The organism is Rhizobium sp. CC1099, from assembly GCF_029714385.1.
GTDB lineage: Bacteria > Pseudomonadota > Alphaproteobacteria > Rhizobiales > Rhizobiaceae > Rhizobium.
The window spans coordinates 2,375,280-2,393,433 of the sequence record NZ_CP121642.1 but is presented as its reverse complement, the minus strand read 5'-3'; the positions used below and the strand labels follow the sequence as shown (position 1 = coordinate 2,393,433).

Here is an 18,154-nt window from a genome sequence, read left to right as displayed (position 1 = left end):
CTTACCCATGATACGGATGAGGACGGCCGTTACTTCTTTCGTTCGTTATTTCCTCTGATACTATCGTGCTCAAGATCTTTGCCCCATTGTCGATGGTATAGGGGGCGATGCTGGCTTCGCACTTTTCCCGAAGGGATGCTATTTCGGCCTGTGACAGGGAAAGAAGCGTTCTCAGGCAGTCTTCGATGTCGCGAACTCTGGGCTCGAAGACGAGACGCGGATCGATCGATCGGGCTAATTCTGCGCTGCCGCACGCTGTGCTGACTGCACACAGGCATCCGCGTTGCAGGGCCTCATTGACCACCAGTCCCCACGGGTCTGCCAATGACGGAAGGACCATCACGTCGATCGAGCGATAGAATTCCTCCCGCAGTTCGCCGTCAACGTAGCCCCACCATCGTATTCGTTTTGCCGTTCCGACGGGCATCGGAGCCATTCCGGCCATGTGAAGCGACGCGTCGGCTTCTCCCAGTGCCGCGAATGCCTCGATGAGGGCCGTCACGTTTTTACGATTCGAGCCTGCTCCGATATAGCCGAACGATCTGATCGGGCCGCTCCGGCGAACCAGAGGGCCTCTGGCGTCGGGCACAACACAGATCATTCGCTTGGTGGGGATGTTGGTCGGCAAGCTGCGCAGGTATGCCTTGGTCATGTCGGAGAAAACGATCGCTGTGTCGCATATTGCACACAATATCTTTGAACAAATTCGCTGATAGAGTTGTTTGACGCGTGGCTTGAAATGATCTGGAATGTGCATTTCCCAAAGCAATAAACGCTTTCCTTCCAATTTTAGAACGAAGGCCCAAAAGAGCATGCAAAGGTTCGTTGGATTGTTATCCAATAGGACGACGGTCTGCGGTTCCGGTCGAAGCCAGAAGAAGACGAATGGACCGACGGTAAAACTGGGACACCTGACGACTGTGTACGTGGTCTTATGACAGGCGCCGCCCCATCTTCGCCCCTCGTCCTCCGGGCTCTGCAGATAATAGACTGTCAGGTCCGTGCCTGAGCGCGCCAGATGCTCAAAGACGGCATGTTGGTGCGGCGAGTAGTAGTTCTGCACAAAGGCAATCGTCCCACTCGCCTTATCCGGCTGTTTGCTTTCTGCCCTCTTCACGAAGATTTTTTGAGCGTCCGTCATGATACAACTCTGCTAATGGTGGGTTGCCCGCCTAGCGAGGTCAGTCGCCAGGATGGCGATGAAACGGGAATTGGTTGTAAGATTGCGCTTCCACAGCTTCCGCGGTTCCAAGCAAAGCCGCCAGGCCCATTCGAGTCCGGCATTCTGTAGGAGGACCGGCGCCCGGGGCAGAAACCCGGCGACGACGTCGAACGCTCCGCCCACGCCCAAGACAGCCGGGATCTGCAAGGCGGAGCGCTGTTCCTCGCACCAGATCTCCTTGAACGGCGCGGGCATTGCCACCAAGAGCAGATCTGCGCCGCTGTTATTGATCTCTGTTGTGATGTCAGCGTACTCGTTCTTCGAGAAGAAGCCGTTTCTCGCGCCTGCAATTCGTATGCCTGGATATCTCGACGCGACGACTTCCATGAACCGTTGCAGTCGCTGCTGGGTCGTCCCGAGCAAATACACGCTCAGCCTTTCGGTCGACCCTCTCTCCAATAACGCTTCCATTAGATCGATTCCGGTCACTCGTTCGGGAACCGGGGTGCCGAGCAAGCGACTGGCCCACACCAAGGGCATTCCATCGGTCACGACGAGATCCGCCTTCCCGACAGCTGCCGAAAGCGTCGAATCGGTCCGCATCGTCACAAGAAGAGAAACATTCGCAGTGATTATGATGTGCGTTTGCCGAACAGGTTCGGCCTGCCAGTGCAAGACGAGACTTACAACATCGTCAGCAGGTATGGCGTGGAAACGGGTATTCAGAAATTCCACAACTGGAATATTGTCAAAGCTGTTCATACTATGTGCCTCCCCCTGTTCCCGCCCTTATCGAGGCTGGCGGCATAGAGGCACCATCCCCATTCATAGGGCCGTATCTCGTGGTTGATGCATAGTGCCGCTGAAGGGGCTTCGCTCCCGCGGTAACGTCCGGCCAGCGCGAGCAGCTTGTTGCCCAAGGATGCGATCGGGGGCTCGGTCCGTTCGATATTCCTCCAGATCGCAGTCGCCTCCTCGTCGATGAGGCTGACACCCAGCTCGTTCTTGAGAATCCAGCGTTGGCTACGTTCGATTGCTTGCGAATAATCCCCTCCACCCGCCGCCCGCAGGATCATCAAAGCCATCGGTGCCATCGCATGCTGATGAACCGAATAGACTGGATAGCCTTCCGCAACCCGTCCCGAGGACACGTCGTAGTGCCACCACCACTGGCCCCGGCTGCCTTGTAGCTCGGTCAGCCGCCCGGCTATCCGTTCCGCCAACCGAAGGGCTCGCTCGTCGCAGAGCACGACCGCTGCGAAGCCTAAGGCCTGGACGGCGTAAATTTGGTCGGCGAAGTTCGCAAGTTGCCGACGCAGTCGATGTCGGAGCGGGGCCGCGGCACTGGCGTGGCTGACCAAACGAGCGTTCTCGTCATAGCGGGACGACAATACCGAAACAGCCGAACGAGCCAGATCGAACATGCGGGCGTTGCGCACCCGCCCCAGTTCATGAAGCAGGCCGCTGGCAAGCCACGCGACCTCCATCGTGGTTAGCCGGTCGGCCCATTCCCGCCGGTCATCCAATGACACGCCGATACGATCGAGGAGGTCTCCCAATGCAAGACCGTCGAGGACTGCGTTCGCCCAGATGGCAAGGCCGGTTGCACCAAGCGCATGCTCTCGGCCCATGCGGTCGAGGGCCGCAGATAGCGCCTTCTCGGATGGCAGTCCGATCTGATTGGGAGCGATACCGGCTCTGTCGAGACCTATCAGGCAGATGAGCGTGCTCGTAATATTCTCTGTCCCTCGGGTGGGCTGACCGGATCTGCGGTCCCTGATCTGTAGGTCGAAGAGGGCTGTTTCGGGATTGGCGGCCGCTTGCAAGCCGGAGGCGCAGAGCGGCAACAAACGTGCATATGCGTCAAGAACGGCGGATGAGGGTTCCGGGCCTGTTTCGAAAGTCATAATGGTTGGCATCGGAGCCTCTCCATTGTCCCGCGGCATGTCTGAAGCCGAATAAAGTCAGCAGATAATTGCCTGCGCCTTCGTCGTACCTGCAACCCGTTCGCGCAGGCTCTCAAGGATTCGAGCGCTGGCCAAGCCATCGCCGTACGGGCTTTTGTGAATGGTCATTGTGGGAAGGCGGCTGGTGCTCAGTGCGCCGATAGCTTCTTCCACAATTCGGGTCCGGTCGGTGCCGATCAGCTTGGCAAACCCTGCTTCGATGCCCTCCGGACGCTCGGTATGCTGCCGGGTGACCAGGACTGGCACACCCAACGAGGGAGCCTCCTCTTGAACGCCGCCCGAGTCAGTAATGATGAGATGAGCCCTAGCCATCAGATAGACGAAGGAGACATAGTCGACGGGCGCTATCAGATGTATTCGTTCAAGCAACTCCGGATGTGCGCTCCCGAGAATGGCCTTGACAGGCTCCTGCACGTTTGGATTCAGATGAACTGGATACAGTATCTCGACATCCGACAATTCCCTAACCAAGTCGATGAGGGCTTCACACGTCCTGCGGATAGGACTGCCAAAACTTTCGCGGCGATGCCCTGTGACCAAAACGAGGCGTCTTTGCGGTTTCAAGAATGAGAATCGATCGTCCAGTTGTTTCCGCAATACGCTGTTCGACTTTATAAGATTGATCACCCACACCAACGCATCGATGACGCTATTCCCGGTCACGAATACCGAGCTCTCTGGATGGCCTTCCTGCAGCAGGTTGGCGCGGGCCCGAGAGGTGGGCGCGAAATGGAGGTCCGCTATGGTGCTGATGAAGCGCCGGTTAGCTTCTTCAGGATAAGGAGAATACTTGTCGGATGTGCGAAGCCCGGCTTCCACATGCGCAATTGAGACCTTTTCGTAAAATGCGGCCAAGCTCGACGCGAACGCCGTTGTCGTATCGCCTTGGACGATAACCCACTCCGGTCGCGCCTCCCGGATTACATTCGCGACCTCTACAACAATTCGTGACGTAACCTCGGCAAGGCTCTGCGCGGGTTTCATCAAGTTCAGATCGTAGTCAGGCTTGATGCCGAATACATCGAGCACCTGATCCAACATGGAGCGGTGCTGTCCGGTTACGCAGACCCGAATATCGAATGCCCGATCAGCAGCTGCCGCCTTGACAAGAGGAGCAAGCTTTATTGCCTCGGGCCTGGTGCCCAAGACAGTTAATATGGTTGTCCCCGCGGAACCCATTGGCTAAAGACCGCCCAGCTCTAAATTTTTCATAGCAACAATGTACGATAGCCATCATAAAACAAGAGATCATAAGGAGTATAATTCGTTGGTATTAGAGTAATAAATCTGGCCCAGGACAGACCATTTGCTTGATGAAGTGCAGGAGTAGATCTGGACCTGAGAGTTCGATCACGATCATGTGTTATTCGAATGGCAGAGTCTGTGGAAGGATCACATGGCTCCTGCGGTCAGACGCGGAGCGCTTGGCGTGTCCAGACAACCGGACTCACGATCAGCTGCCCATCCTAACCAGCTCCCGAAAAGGGCAACGGCATCGCGATGATTACGGAAGCGGTTCCTCCTCGCCGGCGATGCGGCGGCTGAAGTCGTGGATGGCAGGGCCCAGATAGAGTTCCGAGTACCTTCGCAGGGCATGCTCATTGCGCTGACGTCTGATCAGCGCCACTTGCCGAGGCGGTGCAGGGTTTGGCGCAGTGACGCCGGTCTTCGTCGCAAGCTTCACTTGCCGCTTCCCGATCGATGGGTGAGCGCTTCGACCGGGAATGTCACGGTTTTTGCTGGAGGGCGGTGTCCACCCTCACCTGGCGCGTATCCTGCGGCTTCATCGCCCCGGTCTTGACCGCTTGGCTGCAAGGAAGCTTGTGTTTGCCGATGGAAACTACCTGTCGGGCGAAGGAAAGAGCTCGGTTCTCATTGCGAGGTGGTAGGCCACCAGTCCGATCCATTCATGAGCGGCCAGATCGGCGAGGTACAAACCCATAGAGACGGAACGTGTCGGACGTCCCACATCGGACGGCCGAGTCCGATAGCCTACGGGGTATGGGATGACCGGAAAATCGGTGGCGCGAAAGCAGGCGACGGCCCTCGGCATGTGAAAGGCGGATGTGATGAGCAGCCACGACTCCCCCGGCTTGGGACTTGCAACAGCCTTGCTCTCGACCGCATTCTCGCAGGTGTTTCGCGAGCGCTCTTCAAGTTCGATCCGTCTCTCCGGAACACCGATTTCGATGAGAAGGTCGCGCGCGACTGCGGCCTCCGACTTCTCCTCGGCAGACAGTAAATTCGCCGTCCCGCCTGAAAGGAGAATTCTCGCGTTGGGGTAGAGCAGGCTGAGCTCGGCCGTCTTGGTGAGACGCTCGCCTGCATCGGTCAAGGTGATGGTTTGGCGTTCGGTCGAGATATCAGTGTCAATTTCCCCGCCGAGGACAACAATGCCCGTCACATTGTCCTGGATAGCGGGTCGCGGGAACCGGTCCTCCAGTAAGAGAAGCGCAGCACTTCCAACGGGGAACCAGCCGACGATCAGCAAAAGTACGGTCGACATGATCAGAAGAATTCGCGCTGCTCTGAACCGACGCATGGCAAAGGCCACGATCCCCGCGAATGCCGTCAATCCAATCAGATTCGATATCACGAGAAATGCCATTAAAAGCTTCGAAAGAACGAAGAACACGTGCCGCTCCTGAGATCGCTCTGAATATACGCGGAGCAAATCATACACTGCATTTGGAAAGTGGAAGAATCATCCAACGTAGCCTTTTTGTCATGGTCAGCTGCCGGGGCACAAGTTCGACGGCGCACACGGCGCTCGAAGATCGGCGTTGCCTCAACCAAGGTCCTTCGCCTGCCAGTCTGCCGTGCTCGCTTCGCTCGCCTTTCGCGCTGCTAGCATCGGCGGCGCAATCACGTGAGGAGGAGAAGGGCCTCGTCTTGAAGTTTACCGAGGCGCTATGCCTAGCAAGCCGGCGTTGAAGCTTGAGGAGCGGATCGCGATGATGGTGTGCGAGCTCGCCGAGGTTTGGTACGAACGATACGCGCGCGCTGGCGCTGAAGCTCAAGGAAATCTGCGACATCCATGCCGAAGGCAACACAGCGCGGGAGCTGAAGCGCGGGTCCGGCCTCTGGTCACCGAGACGTGCCGGTCGAAACGTTCGCCCGAGTTGATCGCGCTGATGATCTATTTGCTATCCGTCCGGCTGCTTGCCTGCTTCACGGCAGACTTTATGCACCGATGTCGATTAGCCCCGCAAATCTCGCGAAATCTAAAATGGTGGCATGACGCAGCGCCGGCGGTTCCAATAAATGTTGGACCAGTTGGCGAATGCCAGAGCAGCCAGTGCCGCGTCTAATGTGCGGCTTGCGAGTGGGCTTTGCCGACCCGCATCAACCGGCCTTGATCAGGTTCATCTTGATCCATTCTGCGCCGGTATTGGCGTCGTCGTATTCCATGCGGATCACCACCGCGTCATTGATCATTGTAGACAACGCGACAAAGCCCTTCGCAGTTAGCCATTGGCTGGCGTTCATCGCCTCATTGAGCAGGGACACCAATGCATTAAGCTTCCGCACGTGTGTGATCCGCAACGGTGTCATGATTGAATATCGCGGGAAAATGATGGCGGTGATGGCGCCAGCCTGTTCGGACGATCGAACAGGCTGGATGTATTTCACAGTTCGTCCATCTGGACGCCGATACTTAGGAAGGCGGTCCAAGTTCGGAAACCGAGTCCGAAGGAGCTCCCAACTGCCCGGCTTGGCCGCAAATGCGAAGGCCAGTCCTCGAAGGCCCGGGGGCTGCGCGGTGACAAGAGCAACGTCATCGGCAATGGCAGACATGCCCGATGCGCTTAGCAGCGCCGCCAGTGTGGTTTTGCCTTGACCGGAAGAGCCGGCCAACGCTATTGCGCCCGACGCGGAGGAAAGGACCGCTGCGTGGAGTGCGATCCAGTCGGGCCGAGGCCTAAGCACGGCATGGAGGACAGCCTCTTTCAGGCCGACAGCGAGAGCCGCTGGGTCACCGAAGCTCGCCCGTTCTCCAGGCTGGTGTGCGATCCAGTAGCCGTCTTCGCACGCTCCAACCGTAATTTCGGTTTCGGCAACGCCAGTCTGGCCATGGCGCAGATGACCGGCAATGGCATTCCAAGCCCGTTTTGCGCTCGAGTCTGGGAAAGAGATGGCAATCATTGCGCCAGAGACGCAGTAGATTTCCCGGATGGCGGAAATGGATTCTGGGCTTTCGTCGCTTCTAGATTTCGGTCGAATGGGTTCCATCAGCCCTTGCTTCAGAAGGGCAAGTTTTTCCCATTCCACCAGGCAAGACGAAATGTAGTCATTCGCCTCGTCCAGACGACATCCCGTCTCATTGGCGACGAACCGCGCGATCCTGCTCGCTGGTTCGCCTGCAGAAACGCCAAGCCAGATCGGCCCTGATATGGGGCTCAACTGATAGACGCGTTGCTGGGGTTCGGAGAAAAGAGCGTAATCATCGTCAAGAGCGCAGAGCACAACACCATTGTCCGGCCCTGGTACCATTGGTCCGGTTGTCGCCGGGTTGTCCGGGTGCAGGCGCCGGGTCATCGTTGATTTGCCGCGGCAATTTTAAACGGCTTCCAGATCGCGCGCAGCAAGGAAAGCCCGAAATCGTCCAGATTCTTATAAGCGCCGTGATCCTGCCGTGCGATTTGACGGCTAAATAGGAGGTTCGCCAGCAACCCTGCGGGGCTGCCGTCGATCTTGACGCCGGCCAGGCGTTGCAGGTTCAGGAAAAACAAATCCCGTGCCAGGGCCAGTCGACCTGACGGCAACCTGGCACGGACCGCATCCCAGTCGACGTCGTACCCCAAGTCGAAGATCTCGCGGCAGTCGAGAAGATGCCGCAGCTCGACATCGCCCGTGCGCAGACGGCGGTCCAATATCATGTCGTGAACGATTAGGTGTACCACCCACTCCACTGGCGTGGGGATACAAACCCGAACACCCATCACTTCGAGGCGTGTGCTATGGAGCGGTTCGCCCTCTGTGTATAAAATAGCTGGGCCTGGCGGCCTCAGATGCAAGTCCAAGGAACCAACATCGGTAGGCCGATAGAATTTCCCGTATGCGTGTGGACCAGGGTCTTCTGGAAGGGGTTGGTAGCCGATGCCGCGAAGTCGCCCCACGCTTCGCTCGACATTGTTCCTGTCAATCACCAGATCCAAGTCGCTGATCATCCGGTTGCCCAGCCGATGTTCCGGCATAATCATCAGGAGGGCCGACCCTTTGATAAGCAATGGTTCGATCCCCGCTTCGTTCAATACACGCAGGGTCTCGACGGACTGTAGGCGCAGTCGTCGATTTCGCTCTTCGTTCAAATCATACAAAAAGCGCAAGTATTTTTCGACTTCCCCAGGAACGCTGATAAGTAACCCCCAATGGCGAAGCCAACCATATAATGCGGGTCCAACAAGGTGCCGATTGGCCTCCTGCACGACTTTGTCCCACTGATCTTGACCGGTAGTGATCCCGTTCAACAACGCAGCCAGTACCTGGAAGCCGGATTCAGAGCCTCCCGATCTCATGCAACCCCTCCCGCATCATTGGACCTTGCAGCTGACAACTAGAACGGTTTTCAAGCCGTCTTTCGAACGCTGAAGAGCTTGTCGTATTGTGCAATTGGTTGGGGACGCAGGGTGAATAACCAGAATGGACCATGACGACGCCAACAGCACAGCGGAATGGTTCACGATGACATTGGTCCACGGCACTCAGTTCCATGGCAGCTGACAACTCAATACCAACGAGCGCTGATGATGACCGATGGGGCCAAGTTCGGGGGCCGTGGGCATGATCTTCGACGGCAGATCGACTAGATTGTTTGCCGCGGTGACGCTTAAGTTCAATTCCACCACGTGCGAGGGCGGCGTCGAGGAGGACCAGTGTGCACATAGTTCTTATCGCCGTTTCCCCAGCCGGGCCGACCGCCGGACGCAGCTACAGCGGGCGAGTTCATGGCGACATCAAGCAGCACCGTCACCGCGGGCGGCGTCAGGGCAGCGAATTTCCCAAGCCCCTTGATGAAATCACGCCGTTCCATTGCGGAATTTGCATCACTTTTTTCTTTGGTTTCACGCTCCGTTGCCATCGGGTTACCTCACGTGCTCGATCTTATATCTTTATAGCATTAATGTGATGGTGAAAAGTCAGACATAAGTTGTATGCGGTAACCTTAAATAACCCGAACGAATACTCAATCGAGTTACCCCTGACTCTTTGAAAACCAAATCATCCCGGATTGACCGGCCGCGCAATCCATTCAAAGGCGCGCCATGGCGCTCTGACGAAGGTGCTCCAGGCGTCGGCCGTGCACGAGCGCATACGTTTGAACGACGAAGCCGTCATAGCTCTATTTGATGACCCTCTACTGACATGATCGGCATGACACTCGGGCCAGCCCCTGGTGAATGATGTCTGGCTCTCATGAGCCGGGCCTGGAGAAGCCAGATGTGCAGAAATTTGAGCACTGGCTGGACCGGTGTCGCGAGGCGCTAAAGCATGCCATGGTTGTGATCGTTTCGGTTGTTGCCCGGCGCCACCGCCTTCTGATTGATTTCTCCATATCGATAAACTGTTCGAGACTTGCAGATGAGCCGCTCGCAACTCGTAGGTACTTGCAATAGATTTACACGGCAGAGCGGTAGCATAAAACATAAAAAAACGAATTGTAACATTGAGTAACCCGACAAGTACCTAAATAGCATTACTAATTTATTTCTTTTAATTTAGAAGTTTTGCATATATACATAGATATAGCAAAAGCATTAGCTCTGAAGCCGGGGCGGCGGAAGAGATATACGCAATGTAATATCTTCCTAACCTTTTGATTTGGGGGGGGTTATGTCCATATGGTATGCGCATCGTCACATCTCGCCGCTGCACTTTCGCGAGAGCCCAAAATGCGAGCGCTTGCCGCTGCACCTCGCCGATCCCGGCCATATAGATGCAGCAGTTGGCCGGTCAACGAGATATCTTTTCATCAGGCGCATGTTCGATATCGCGTTTGTCCTGGCGAGTGCGCCGGCTAGCGTCCTGCTGATAGGCGTTGCCGCGGCGGCAGTGGCGGTGACGATGGGGCGTCCAGTCTTTCTCGCCCAAGAGCGTGTTGGTTACAGGGGACGGACGTTCCGCGCACTGAAACTTCGGAGCATGCGCACATCCGATGGTACTCCCCGACCAACCAGTCAGGATGATGACAGAATTACACCTCTCGGTGCGTACCTAAGACAATCGCATCTCGACGAACTGCCGCAGCTCTGGAATGTCCTCGTCGGCCATATGAGCCTTATCGGCCCCAGGCCGGAGTGGGTCCCTCTGGCTCGCCGGTATGAATGCGCTTTCCCGGAGTACAAACTGCGCTACTGCGCACCTCCAGGTTTGACCGGCTTGGCCCAAGTCAAGCAGGGATATGTTTCGACAATTGACGAAGTTCAGGTAAAAGTAGAATATGATCTATACTATATACTAAATATATCAGTTGCCATGGATTTTAAGATACTTCTTCTAACATCGAAGACATTATTTAACAGTGCACTATCGCGGTAAACAACAATGGTCGATTTGTGCGATAATTCGCACTCGATTATTTAAAAAGGGGGGTTTACATTGAGCGATCAGAACCATGTCTTGGTCACAGGAGGCTGCGGTTTCTTGGGCCGCCACGTCGTGTCGAGGCTTGCGGCCCAGGGGTGCCATGTAACAATTCTGGACGACTTGTCCGCCGGCGCCCCGCCAGACACGGCGGACGCGTCGATCAAATTCGTCAACGGAGACATCGCCGATCCGAGCACCGTCCGGGCGGTCCTCGGCGAGCGGCCTTTCGACCATGTCATCCACCTTGCAGCGATACATTTCATTCCTCGCTGCGACGCGGATCCGAGGGCCGCGTTCATGGTGAACGTGGTCGGAACAAGGAACTTGGTCGAAGCACTCGTACCGTCCTCGTCGCTAAAGTCTTTGGTCTTCGCATCCAGCGTCGCAGTCTACGCGCCGTCCGCAGAGGTCTTATCTGAGGACGCCGATACGGTGCCGATGGATATCTACGGCTGGAGCAAACTTGTGTGCGAAGATCTCGTTCGGAGCGCTTCGGTCCGAGGGGGATGGCGAGCCGTCTGCTGCCGTCTTTCCAACTTGATCGGGCCGGGCGAGACGAATCCGCACCTCTTTCCTGAGATCGGCAGGCAGATTGCAAGAGGAGAAGCGCTGATAGAAGTTGGGAATACGACGCCGAGGAGAAACTATCTGCATGTTATGGACGCAGCCGACCTATTCGTTCGATGCATTGGACTGTCAGGAAGCGACGCCTACACGATAAATTTGGGCTCAGGTGAGGAGTATTCGGTCGCGGACATTTTGAGCCTGTTCCAGAAAGCCGCGCAGAGACCAGTCAAATTCGTTGAAGCAGCAGCGCGTAAGCGCAAGGTCGATCGGCCTAGGCTTCAGCCAAACACTACCGTCATGCGGGGGCTAATCGGAGAGCCGCAGCGCTCGGTCGAGGATGCGATCAAAGCCGTTTTGACGGAGTTTGCTCTTAAAACACAGCCGAAATTGTCAAATACCGGGTAGGGTGGCATGCGTGTTATAATGGCAAATAGATATTTCCTCGGTTATCTCGGAGGGGTCGAGCGCTACATCGCGTCCCTTGCTGCCGAACTGGGGAGGCTGGGCGTAGACGTCGTGATATGCGCGGCCGGCAGTGACGCGCTCGTCCAGTTCGAGGGGCTCGCAGTCAAGACGGTGCCGTCGCAGGCCCAACTGCGCGCCTTCGTCAACCGTGGAGCCGATGTCGTCCACGCGCATCTGCCGCGCAATCCCTTCTCTTTCGGGGCCCTCCGGGCGGGCCACAAGGCTGGTATGCGCACAGTGTTCACGCCGCACGCCTTCTATCCCGATGGATCCGCCATCAAGAAGCTCGCGAAAGCGGTGACTGATCTCACGATGACGCGCCATACTATGAAGATCTGCGACACCGTCGTGAACTTGACCCCGCAAGATCAGGCAGACTCGATCCGCAACGGATTGGACAGGGAAAAGTCGGTCATAATCCCGAACTCTGTGTCGCTGCGCGAGCTCATTGAACTCGAGGACAAATCCCGCGACATAGTTCCTCCATTTGAGCAGCCATATGTCCTGCACGTCGGGCGTTTTCACCGCGTGAAGAACATCCCATTTCTTGTCAGGGCGCATCGTAGGATCCCCGACCATCATCTGGTCCTAATCGGCCAGGACGACGGTGAGTTGCCCGCCGTCAGAGAACTCGTCTCGCGACTTCAGCTCGAAGGACGGGTCCATATTCTGGAACGTGCCGATCGGGCTCTGGTCATGGCCGCCTACATGAACGCCTCTGCGGTGGTGCTGAGTTCGCGCTGGGAGGGACTCCCAACGGTTCTGCTCGAGGCGATGTTCTTCGGAAAGCCCTTTGTCGCCTCCGACGTGGGTGGAAACGGCTGGCTGGTAGAGCGCGGTGCTCCCGGAATGATATTCAAGCTGGACGACGAAGATGGTTATGTCTCGTCACTTGCATCCGCCTGCAGGATTCCTGCGAGTGCACTTGCCGGCGGCAGAGCCCTCGTCGCCGATGAATTCTCATGGGAAGTTAATGCCCGGCGCCTCCTGAACATCTACGCTAAGAGTACCTAGTCACCCGAATCCGAAGTTCGTGTCATAAGCTGTTGTCGACCTTCTGACAAAAGCGTTTGACGGATGCGAGAATGTCATCTGCGGATTTCGTCCACCTGTAAGGCTTCGGGTTTTCGGTGTGGCGTTCGATGAAGCTTTTGATTTCAACTTCGAGCTGCATTGTCGAGGTATGGACGCCTCGACGGAGCTGCTTGCGGGTCAGTTCCGCAAACCAGCGTTCGACCTGATTGATCCATGACGTTGAGATCGGGGTGAAGTGCACGTGGTAGCGTGGCCGGCGCATCAGCCAGTTTTTGATCGATGCAGTTTTGTGGGTCGCATAGTTGTCCATCACGATAGGAACGTCCAAATCGGACGGTACGCTCGCATCGATCTGCTTCAGGAAGTCCAGGGAACTCGGTGGCGCGATGCCGCTTGTCGCATTTGCCGATGACAAAGCCGGAGGCGACATCTTGAGCTGCAAACAACGTGGTTGTGCCGTGTCGACCATAAGAATGGGTACGCCGTTCAGGCACGCCGGGCATCATCGGCAGCACTGGCTGCTCGCGATCGAGTGCCTGGATTTGGCTCTTCTCGTCGACACTGAGAACCAGCGCTCGATTGGGAGGTGACAGATCAAGACCGACGATGTCGCGGACCTTATCGATGAACAAAGGGTCGCTGGAAAGCTTGAACGTCTCAGTGCGATGAGGCTGCAAGCCGAAGGCGTTCCATATCCGGCGGATCGTCGTGTGTGAAAAGCCTGTTGCCCCTGCCATCGGGCGGATCGACCAATGGGTCGCATCGCTTGGCGTTGGCCGCAGCGTGCGCTCGATCACAGCAGCAATCTGATCGTCGTCAATCGTCGGGGGCCGACCAGGGCGAACTTCGTCGATCAGACCATCGAGCCGATCTTTAAGAAAGCGCCGTCTCCATTTGCCGAGCGTATGTTCATGCACGCCCAGGTCGTCCGCAACCACCTTGCTCGGAATTCCGTCAGTACAGCGAAGAATGATCCGGCACCGCTCCGACATGGAGCGAGCAACGCGATGCCTCCGTGCCTGTCGTTCTAAATTTCGCGTTCCGCCTTGCTCAAAACTAATGGTGCCGTCGGTCGGCCAGTCGCATTTGCCATTGCTCAACCTCTCATGAAGAGGTCAAGCGTACAATGTAATCAACTTCAGTTCCAGATGACTAGCATAAGCTTTCGTTAGCCATACGGGGATCGATTGTTCGCTGTGGCCAAGGGCGGTGCGCCGTCAGCCCGACGAGTTCCATGCCAACAAGGGCTATGTCTTTCACGCTGACGCCACGACCTGCGCCAAGGCAGCATCCTCCCGCGCATCGCCCGATGCAACATTGAGCTATCCGACAGGGGTCGAACGAACGATCGCTTGGGTCAAACGCGTTCGCGCCCAATCATCGGCGACTGGCGTCACGCCGACCTTTAGTTCGCCCATCCTCGCGCCGCCATAGCCCGTGTCGGGGACGCTTAGGAGCCTGCCGGACTGCGCGCGTCTATCGTTCGGAGAGATTGCCGGGCCAGTTGCGCATGCGCACGCAGTCCTTCGAGCTCGTCGTCTGCAATCGGCGGGACGGGCGTATTCATCGGGCCGGATGAGAACGACCATTGCGCCGTCACGCTAATGCATGCATCGTGCCGGACGTTGAATATGCACCTTAGCAATCAAGTGCGTGCGCCGTTCGACATGCGGCACGACAAGGCTCAGGTCATGGGAACGTACTGGCTTCTAACTGCGTCCTGCATTGGTGGGATTATCGCTGCGGTTCTTAGGCTCTCAGCGATGTCCTGCGTGAACATCGCTACGGTTTTGCTGCTGGGAAGTATAGCGCGCTTGCTTTTCAGCGACTATCGTCTCAACATCATCATCACATCCACTGGAGCACCTGCCATTCTCCTTGTTTCGTTCTTTTTCAGCGGGTGGGCACTCAGTGCAATTCGGAAGACCGACAAGAACGATTGACGGTCGCGTGAACCATTTTGGTTGTCACGGAGCTTTATATAATGAGTGGCATGCCGGCTGCTGATCGGAAAGGCACCTTGGCTCGGTGGGATGGCGATTTTCTTCCGCTCGCTCTCCTAGCTTTTTGTACGGTCATGAACTTCGGGCTGGCAATCGTCAACAATCTCGTCACGAATATTCAGGAGATCCACGTCGTTGCCGTGCAGCTCTTTGTGACCCTTTGTGCTGCCGCATTGGTCGTGTTGCGGCGACCTCGTTTGACAGCCGATCAAGTCATATTGTTTGTTATGCTAGTATCCTGCATTGTAATATCGACAATATATCACGGTTATACCGATGTAAAAATTCTGTATGACATGTCGGTGATTCCGCTTTTCGTTGTTTTAGGTTCGACCATCAGGCGAATACCGAGATGGTATATGCATATGCTATTTGTAATTGTATTGACTACGGTGGCCTTCGAGACTGTCATGCCTGATGTTTATGCGAAGATCGTCAATCCCCTGAGATACTATGCGAACACACGAAGCTGGGTCGCGGCCAAGATGGATGACCAGGCCGATGTCTCAGGTTTCTATTTCGGTGCCCAGCGGGCGGGGGAGGGCGACGCTACGCATCGCGCCAGCGGCCTCTTTCTCGAGCCTCTGTCCCTAGGTTACTTCGCTTGTATTGCCGCAATTTTCTATTTGAATGAATACAGATTTCAAGTCGGCAGGAAAATACTTGCTGTCGCTAGCTGCTCCTTGCTCATAATATTGTCCGACGTTCGAGCCGCCTTGGGGGTGCTTTTCGTCATTGCGGTAGGGGCGCAGGTCCTTGCGCGATTGCCGCGATTGGCGGGCCTTGCGCTGCCATTCCTTGTGATCGCAGGTGGAGCGGTTTTGCATTTTTCCTCGGCTGGTGATCAACACATTGCCGACTTGGCGGGACGGTTGTCCTGGACCTTCGAGGAACTCAGGGAAGCTGACTTGACGACGCTGCTGTTCGGAGGCTTCGATCAAACCCATGCCAATGACAGCGCAATTCTCTACTTTGCAGAGGTTTCTGGAATATTGGGGTACGTCCTTCTATTGTACATATCTGCGGGCGTCTCGTCCTTGAAAGAGCGCCCATTTATCACGAACGCCGCGTTGATATACTTGGCGAGTACGAGCCTGTTCGGGCACGCTTATGCTTCGATCAAGACCGGAGCACTTCTCGGCTTCGTCGTGGGAAGCCAAAAGCACAATCAAGACACGCCAAACATTAAGTGTCTGCCCCGAAAAGCGGTTGACTGGTGAAGAATCGACGGAAATGCATCATTCCGATCAACGTATCGAACCTTCCCAAGCCGGCGAGCCGGCCTGCAGCGACGCAGATCGTTGCACGGGCCAAACAGCGACCGGTGTGTTAGCCGTGGCCGCATTGCCAAAATTTTGCCGACGCCGGCGCGATCGTCGGTATCGCGCCAGTGGTCTTAGCGCCCCTTGCGGCAGGCCTAGGACAAATACTCCTGGCAACTGCTGCCCTTTCTTTACACGATAGCAATTGCCGCTACAGTCTTGGCGAGCCCCTCTGATATTCAGGCGAGGCGAGGATGGAGAGGAGTTTCATGCCATTGCGATCAAAAACCGGTTTGGCTGGCAGGGCGATGGCATGCTTGCTTCTGGTATCATCGCCGATCGGCATTGCCCGTGCCGACGACGCCAGCGCAACAAAGTCGGACCCGCGATCGCGCGCTAAGGAAATCATCGCTCGGCTTCTGGACGATAAGAGTGATTTTCGCGATCGAAGGCTGCGCTTCGAGGAGGCGATGAGGGCCACGCCTGAGCCAACCCGGGTGCAGATACGCCAGGTCGATGCCGATGGCGTAGACGGCGAGTTGATCTGGCCCGCTCGCCTCCACCACCCGCTCGGCAGGCGGGCGATCCTCTATCTCCACGGTGGAGGCTTTTATGGCGGCTCCTTGCGTAGTCATCGCAACATCGCCGCGTCGTTCGCGAAGGCCTCGTCTGCCGATGTGCTGTTGATCGAATATCGGCTTTTGCCTCAATACCGCTTTCCGAGGCAGGTCGAGGATGCCGTAACCGCATTTCGCTGGCTGCTTGAATCCGGCTACGAGGCGGCAAACATTGTGGTGATCGGAGATTCCGTCGGCGGAACCTTGGCGCTTCAAATGTCCCTTCGCCAGATCGCCACGAACGGCGAGAAGCCCGCTGCCGTGATCGCTATCAGCCCGATTGCCGATTTTGAGGGTGCGGGGTTTCCGGCGCATGGCGAAGACGAGGTTTCCGTCAGCCGCGAATGGCTGCAGCAGGTGGGGAAGGAATATGCGGGGAAGGGGAGTCCCTCGCTTCAAACCGTGTCGCCGATAAACAGCGAATATTCAGGTTTTCCTCCGATCCTGCTGCAGATCGGGGACAAGGAGGCTTTGCGGGGGGATGTTCAGCGTCTTTTCGAAAAGCTGAAGGCCGCAAACGTCGATGTGCGGCTCGACGTCGTGCCGGGCCTGTTCCATGAGGCGTCGCTGTTTCCGTTCTGGCTCGACCAAGCCAGGAGATCCAACCAGAATGCGGCGGAATTTGCCATGGCTCATTTCGCCGATAGACCACCGCAATGAAACCGGGTTGGCGATGCTCCGACAGCCGCTATTCGCCTTCGTCCGCCAAGCTGGCTGTATTCTAGATCGCAAAGGCTTCCTTCAATCCGAAGCTTTTGCGTTCGCGCAGATCCAGATCGGCTTCGATATGAGAAATGTGGTGCACCATCAGGCGGCAGGCGGTATCGAGATCGTCGTGTTCAATAGCCGCAACGATATCGCCGTGCTCTGTGTGGCCGCAGCTTGATACGGTCGACTGACCGTAGAGCGCGATGACAAGCGAGGAGCGGGCGACGAGCTCTTCCATGAAGCGCTGCATGATGGCATTGCCGGAAATCTGTGCAAGCATTAAGTGAAAATCGCCGGAGGCCTTGATTTCTGCGCGTCGCGCTGTTTGGCCGCGCTCGCTCATCAGACGGCCCTCTTCCAATAGAAGCTGCCTCAGATGCTGGATCTGCGAAGGTGTAATGCGCGCGGCCGCTTCGCGCAGGATTCCGGGCTCCACGAGCCGGCGGGCAGCGAAAATCTGACGGGCCTCGTCCGGGGACGGATAGGCGACGAAGGCGCCACGGTTCTTCTCCACGCTGACGAGGCCCTCATAGGACAGGGCCTGGAGTGCGGCGCGGGCAAGCGTGCGGCTGACGTTGAAGAGATTTCCGACATCGCCTTCGGAAAGTTTCGTGCCGGGAGAAAGGCGCCGCTCGACGATCGCATCGCGGATCGCATCGCGAATTTGCTGCGTGCTTATCTCGGCTGAATCATCTGCCGAAAGAACGGCGTCAGAGGTGGACTTCATGAAATCGGATACCTGATTACCGCCTCGATGATAGACAGCTTCGGAAGAAAAGTT

At 56.7% G+C, this 18,154-nt stretch carries 15 protein-coding genes and 1 pseudogene; 5 read left to right on the top strand and 11 right to left on the bottom strand.

Annotated features, from left to right (window positions below; all coding sequences use genetic code 11):
• Position 1 precedes the first annotated feature (1 nt).
• The 9 genes from QA644_RS32780 to QA644_RS32740 all read right to left on the bottom strand — a co-directional run bounded on the left by QA644_RS32780 (position 2) and on the right by QA644_RS32740 (position 9,211).
• Complete coding sequence (locus tag QA644_RS32780; RefSeq protein WP_283073160.1) at positions 2-1,141, bottom strand: glycosyltransferase family 4 protein; 1,140 nt, start codon at positions 1,139-1,141, stop codon at positions 2-4.
• A gap of 12 nt (positions 1,142-1,153) precedes the next feature.
• Positions 1,154-1,924, bottom strand: coding sequence for a WecB/TagA/CpsF family glycosyltransferase (locus QA644_RS32775; RefSeq protein WP_283073159.1), 771 nt, complete (start codon positions 1,922-1,924; stop codon positions 1,154-1,156).
• On the bottom strand, positions 1,921-3,081 hold the full coding sequence (locus tag QA644_RS32770; protein WP_283073158.1) for a hypothetical protein: 1,161 nt from the start codon (positions 3,079-3,081) through the stop codon (positions 1,921-1,923). The genes QA644_RS32775 and QA644_RS32770 overlap by 4 nt, the downstream gene beginning before the upstream one ends.
• Before the next feature lie 45 nt (positions 3,082-3,126).
• A complete protein-coding gene (wecB, locus tag QA644_RS32765; protein ID WP_283073157.1) occupies positions 3,127-4,308 on the bottom strand; it encodes a UDP-N-acetylglucosamine 2-epimerase (non-hydrolyzing) in 1,182 nt (393 codons plus the stop codon).
• Positions 4,309-4,633: 325 nt separating this feature from the next.
• Positions 4,634-4,813: a hypothetical protein gene (locus QA644_RS32760; protein ID WP_283073156.1), complete on the bottom strand. Its 180-nt coding sequence runs from the start codon at positions 4,811-4,813 to the stop codon at positions 4,634-4,636.
• Between the two features lie 156 nt (positions 4,814-4,969).
• Entirely contained in the window at positions 4,970-5,764 is a 795-nt protein-coding gene (locus QA644_RS32755) for a YdcF family protein (RefSeq protein ID WP_283073155.1), read from the bottom strand.
• A gap of 710 nt (positions 5,765-6,474) precedes the next feature.
• A complete protein-coding gene (locus tag QA644_RS32750; RefSeq protein WP_283073154.1) occupies positions 6,475-7,668 on the bottom strand; it encodes a hypothetical protein in 1,194 nt (397 codons plus the stop codon).
• Positions 7,665-8,648, bottom strand: a complete 984-nt coding sequence (locus QA644_RS32745; protein ID WP_283073153.1) for a nucleotidyltransferase family protein — start codon at positions 8,646-8,648, stop codon at positions 7,665-7,667. Before QA644_RS32745 ends, QA644_RS32750 begins: the two co-directional genes overlap by 4 nt.
• A 317-nt stretch (positions 8,649-8,965) precedes the next feature.
• Positions 8,966-9,211 (bottom strand): hypothetical protein, encoded by a 246-nt coding sequence (locus tag QA644_RS32740; protein WP_283073152.1) that lies wholly within the window; start codon positions 9,209-9,211, stop codon positions 8,966-8,968.
• 1,517 nt (positions 9,212-10,728) lie between these two features.
• On the opposite strand from QA644_RS32740, the gene QA644_RS32735 reads away from it, so the two are divergent.
• Together QA644_RS32735 and QA644_RS32730 are read left to right on the top strand one after the other, a co-directional pair.
• On the top strand, positions 10,729-11,688 hold the full coding sequence (locus QA644_RS32735) for an NAD(P)-dependent oxidoreductase (protein ID WP_283073151.1): 960 nt from the start codon (positions 10,729-10,731) through the stop codon (positions 11,686-11,688).
• A 6-nt stretch (positions 11,689-11,694) separates the two neighbouring features.
• The gene (locus tag QA644_RS32730; protein ID WP_283073150.1) at positions 11,695-12,762 is read left to right on the top strand and encodes a glycosyltransferase family 4 protein; all 1,068 of its coding nucleotides are present in this window, start codon (positions 11,695-11,697) and stop codon (positions 12,760-12,762) included.
• Positions 12,763-12,784: 22 nt separating this feature from the next.
• Here the strand turns inward: QA644_RS32730 and QA644_RS32725 are convergent.
• Positions 12,785-13,876, bottom strand: a pseudogene (locus QA644_RS32725) (IS630 family transposase).
• 538 nt (positions 13,877-14,414) lie between these two features.
• Here QA644_RS32725 and QA644_RS32720 point away from each other — a divergent pair.
• The 3 genes from QA644_RS32720 to QA644_RS32710 all read left to right on the top strand — a co-directional run bounded on the left by QA644_RS32720 (position 14,415) and on the right by QA644_RS32710 (position 17,325).
• Entirely contained in the window at positions 14,415-14,726 is a 312-nt protein-coding gene (locus tag QA644_RS32720; protein ID WP_283073149.1) for a hypothetical protein, read from the top strand.
• A 41-nt stretch (positions 14,727-14,767) separates the two neighbouring features.
• Entirely contained in the window at positions 14,768-16,006 is a 1,239-nt protein-coding gene (locus QA644_RS32715) for a hypothetical protein (protein ID WP_283073148.1), read from the top strand.
• Between the two features lie 311 nt (positions 16,007-16,317).
• Entirely contained in the window at positions 16,318-17,325 is a 1,008-nt protein-coding gene (locus QA644_RS32710) for an alpha/beta hydrolase (protein WP_283073147.1), read from the top strand.
• 61 nt (positions 17,326-17,386) lie between these two features.
• Here QA644_RS32710 and QA644_RS32705 read toward each other — a convergent pair whose 3' ends face one another.
• The gene (locus QA644_RS32705; RefSeq protein ID WP_074072897.1) at positions 17,387-18,100 is read right to left on the bottom strand and encodes a GntR family transcriptional regulator; all 714 of its coding nucleotides are present in this window, start codon (positions 18,098-18,100) and stop codon (positions 17,387-17,389) included.
• Positions 18,101-18,154: the final 54 nt, after the last annotated feature.